Source organism: Phormidium pseudopriestleyi FRX01 (assembly GCF_017313335.1).
GTDB lineage: Bacteria > Cyanobacteriota > Cyanobacteriia > Cyanobacteriales > Laspinemataceae > Laspinema > Laspinema pseudopriestleyi.
Genome location: NZ_JAFLQW010000252.1, coordinates 1 through 3,276, shown reverse-complemented (window position 1 = coordinate 3,276; position 3,276 = coordinate 1). Strand labels below are relative to the sequence as shown.

At 53.9% G+C, this 3,276-nt stretch carries 3 protein-coding genes; all 3 read right to left on the bottom strand.

Going from position 1 to position 3,276, the window contains the following annotated elements; all coding sequences use genetic code 11:
- Window positions 1–869: hypothetical protein (locus J0895_RS09320; RefSeq protein ID WP_207087831.1), on the bottom strand; the 869-nt coding region annotated here is incomplete at its 3' end.
- Window positions 870–914: 45 nt separating this feature from the next.
- Entirely contained in the window at window positions 915–1,373 is a 459-nt protein-coding gene (locus J0895_RS09315) for a hypothetical protein (RefSeq protein ID WP_207087830.1), read from the bottom strand.
- Window positions 1,370–3,276 (bottom strand): CHAT domain-containing protein (locus J0895_RS09310; protein WP_207087829.1); only part of this gene is annotated, 1,907 nt, incomplete at its 5' end. The genes J0895_RS09315 and J0895_RS09310, both read right to left, overlap by 4 nt.

The following is a 3,276-nucleotide window of genomic DNA, read 5'->3' as shown; positions in this document are numbered from 1 at the left end:
GCCAAAACATTCAAACTTTGGCGTAAATGGTCTTGTAATTCCGTCAAATTGACCACCGACTGTTCCAGGCGGGCTAAACTCTGATTCGTCACTTGGGGAACTAGACGGGATGGCTGTTGTAACGACTCCCGCAAGCGCCGACTTTGTTGAAAAGCCCAGACTACTTTATGGCGGTATAAAAACAAATATTGGCAATGCTTCAAAAGACTTCCCACGCGCTTTCGTAGGGCTTCTTTTCGCCAGTGACTATCAAATAAACAAATTAACAAATGATAGCTCTCCCCCTCCCCTTGTCCCTGGGGCGGACACCACAGTTCATACAGCGTCGCCCCCAACAGACGACCGTCGGCAATTAAATCTACTTGCCAATTGGGAGAAGTTTCTTTAAATTTTAACTGATTACAAATCTCTTGAGCTAGACTCACAGGGGATTGCTTCTCGGATATTAATTGTCCCCAAACCAGCCAACTTGACCCCAGTTTTCCCAGGGCGGTTTTCTCCGGTTTCTCACTATGGCGAGTATCACTGGATTTAACAACTGGATCTGCTCCCCTCTCCCGTTCTGGGAGAGGGGTTGGGGGTGAGGGCTCATTCCCCAAATGATTTAGGGTCGGTATATACTTAAGAACTATTTTTTGGATGTTTCCCAGTTCCTGAAGCGATTTGACCTCCGACTTCTCCCCGGAACAGTCAATTTGAACCATTTGACTGTCTTGAATCTTCTGATGTCTAATATAACCATCCAGTGGCTCGGGGAGGTCTCCAGGGGCGGGGAACTCCTTAGAGGCGGCGGTTTCCGATGAATCTTCCGACAAATCGTAGAGAAACCAGTCGAGAGTGAGAAATCGTAGACAATCCTGTTCATCCATACAACATGAGTCCAAATCGGGGCTAGGCGGGCGCAACAAGCAGAGTTAAGCTAAAGGACGATAGGGAAACAGTTCGCGGGCGATCGCAAAACAATCCTCAGCCCCCAGAATCCGCTCAATCTTCTCCGGAACCTCCGGCCCATCTGCCTCAGTTCCCCTCATTTCCCTCTCAATCGCGTCCAATAACTCCTGCATATCCTTCAAATTATCAATATTTCGAGCGAGATTGTCCGTTTCTGTATTGAGGGGGTCAGGCGTGTCATCCGGGGGAAAATCCCCTCCCTTGTTGCGTTCCTGACTGGGGCGATTTAACGCTTTGCGGGCTTGAATATAGGTGGGGGTTAACTGTGGACAGTTACGGGCGATCGCATCCAAGCGACCATACTCCCCCGTTTGACCCACCGTCCGAATCTCCGCCTGAACCGCATCCGGAAGAGACTCCTCCAGAGCACAAACTGCCGCCAGAAACGCCTTGAGCGTGACGCGAGTGAGAGGTGTGATCATTTTGTATCTCCAGTTAATATAAATGCGGCCCAATAATAAGGATGACCATAGAGTTGCGCCTGGGGGTCCTGTTCATCAAGGGAATCCAGTTGGTCCAGGAGGGAAGGACGAACCACCCCATCATCCGGCCCATACCGTTCCAGTTCCGCCTCGTAGAACTCCCGTAACCGGGCAACATCACAGTGGGACAACCAATGTTTTGCCTGGGCTAGGGCCAGGGGTTCCGGGACTCCCGCCAGAACCTGCTCATAGAACTTCAGAGTCAACACCATACTAGCTGCCGATTCCACCGTCCAGAGCGTACTCAACAGCAACGATACCCCCGCCATCAGCCAGCCACTGCTGAGACCCACATAGTCCGTGGTAATCGATTTCTGGCCGATTATGGCTGTTTCACAAGCCGCCAAACTGACTAAACGATAGCCCGACAGAGGCAGATTCAGCAAGTCCTTAACCCGCAAAAACTCCCTCCCCGATAAGGCTAACCAGGATTGGTCCGGCGCGTCAAAATCATAGCCCCCATGTCCCGTAAAGTGCATCAGCCGATACTCCCCCTTTCGCAGTTCGTCGCAGAGGGACGCTTGACGGACTTGGCGACCACACAGGGGCTGCACCCGCTGAAACCGCAGACGGAGGCTATCCGTCTCCAACTCGGCAAATTCCAGAGGCGGGAGTCCGTGACTGTCGGGATATCCCACCAACAGCAGGGATGCTTCCGAGGTGATGGGGGGAACCGGGTGTTGCGCCAGAGTTATCCCCACCTGAGCGCTGGGAAGCCGGATGAGACTGTATTGGGGGGGGAATAAGGCTTCCAGGGGGAACAGGTGCAAGTCCCCGTGGGGCAGTAAAATCAGATGGTCAATCTCCTCATCGGCCAACTTAGCCAGCAGGGCCTTAATCCGCAAAATCTCCCCCAACCGTTGCAGGCGAGAGTCCATATCCCGACGCCAGGGATGGTCTCTCCTGGGAGAACCCGACTCAGATTTATCCTGGCGATAGTCTTGATAGTCCCGTTTCCAGTTGTCCGTCCACTTCTCCCATTCCAGTAATTGTTGCAGTCTGGCGAAAGGCGCTTCACTCTCGTCTGAAGCTAGGAGGGGGATAGGGTCTTGGTTGGGTTTCAGCAGGAACGTGGTGAGGGCGGAGGGACTGATGTGCCAGTAAACCGCTGCGGTCTTCTCAGGGCAGAGATACTGTTGCAGACTGGGGAAGTCAGGACTGGGAATCTCCTCCCTCCAACCCGACAGCCACCAGCGCAAACAGCTATTTTTGCCTTGTTCCGCCAGCATCAGGGCGGCCACGGGATGTCCGGCTTGGCATTCCAGGTCAACGGTCAACTGTTGCAAGCTGATAAATTCCAGGGCCAGTAGTCGTTGTTTCCCCGGACTGGGGCATTGTTGAATCAAGCGGCGCAACAGGTCAGACCCATCGCGAAGCAGTTGCGCCGCTTCCTCGGGTTGACGCAGTTCAAAGAGGACGCGGCTCAAGTTTCGCAGGGCTTTGAGTCGCCATTCGGGGGAGTGGGTTTCGCTGAGGGTGTCGAGGGCGGCGTTGTAGGGGGCGATCGCTTTTCGCCAGAAGCGATAAGGGTTCGCGTCCAGGCGACCTCGGACATAATGGGCGAGACCAATAGCGTAATTCAACCGTCCCGCCCCTTCTGGGTCACGGTCGGGGGGACAATGTTTCAACCCTTCTTCATAGCTGGCTAACTTTCCCTCATACCCCCGTTGGTTGAGGGCGGGGTTTTGCAGATGAGGGGGGAGGGTGACGGTGACGGAATAGAAGCAACCGAGGGACTTTCCGGCAGCAGTCCCTCGGTTAGTCCAGGCAATTGCATAGTTAGGATTGAGGACAAGGGCGCGGTCATAACTGGCAACAGCCTCCTCATAGCGACCTAAGTTAT

Bases quoted from the DNA above. Each gene is read 5' to 3' on its own strand.
- J0895_RS09315 (WP_207087830.1), bottom strand. From the start codon at position 1,373: ATGATCACACCTCTCACTCGCGTCACGCTCAAGGCGTTTCTGGCGGCA.